This window comes from Micromonospora sp. M51 (assembly GCF_018070305.1).
In the GTDB taxonomy this organism is placed as follows: Bacteria; Actinomycetota; Actinomycetes; order Mycobacteriales; family Micromonosporaceae; genus Micromonospora; species Micromonospora parva.
Genome location: NZ_JAGPXZ010001519.1, coordinates 1 through 446 on the forward strand (window position 1 = coordinate 1; position 446 = coordinate 446).

Sequence of the window (446 nt, forward strand, 5' to 3'; positions counted from 1 at the left end):
GACGTCCTCGCTGGCGGTGAGCGCCCGCCGGACGAACTCCGGGTCGGTGTCGAGGACCTCGCGGGCGGCCCCGGCCGGGAGGGTGGCCACCGTCAGCGCGTGACCGACCGAGTCGTGCAGCTCCCGGGCCAGCCGGTTGCGTTCGGCGAGCCGGCTGGCCTGCGCTTCGAGGGCGGCGATCCGCTCGGCCTGGGCCGGGCCGAGCAGCACCGGCGCCATGGATCCGGCGAGCGCGCCGAGCCCGGCGACGGCGTAGCCGAGGCCGACCAGCAGCAGCACCCCGGTCACTGTCAGCCAGCCGCTGTCCTGCCCGTCCAGCGGCCCGAACCGTTCCCGGCTGGTCAACTCTTCGCCGATGCCGAACTGCTGGGCGATGAACGCCAGCGCCATCGGCAGGGCGCTGAACAGCGCGATCCCCACCAGCGCGCCGACGATGAGGTGGGTGG

Annotated in this window: 1 protein-coding gene; it reads right to left on the bottom strand. The window is 74.9% G+C overall.

The genetic code is table 11. The features are described from left to right. Positions 1-446, bottom strand: a 446-nt coding sequence (locus tag KBX53_RS35755) for a histidine kinase (RefSeq protein ID WP_210864116.1), incomplete at both ends; no start/stop codon positions are given.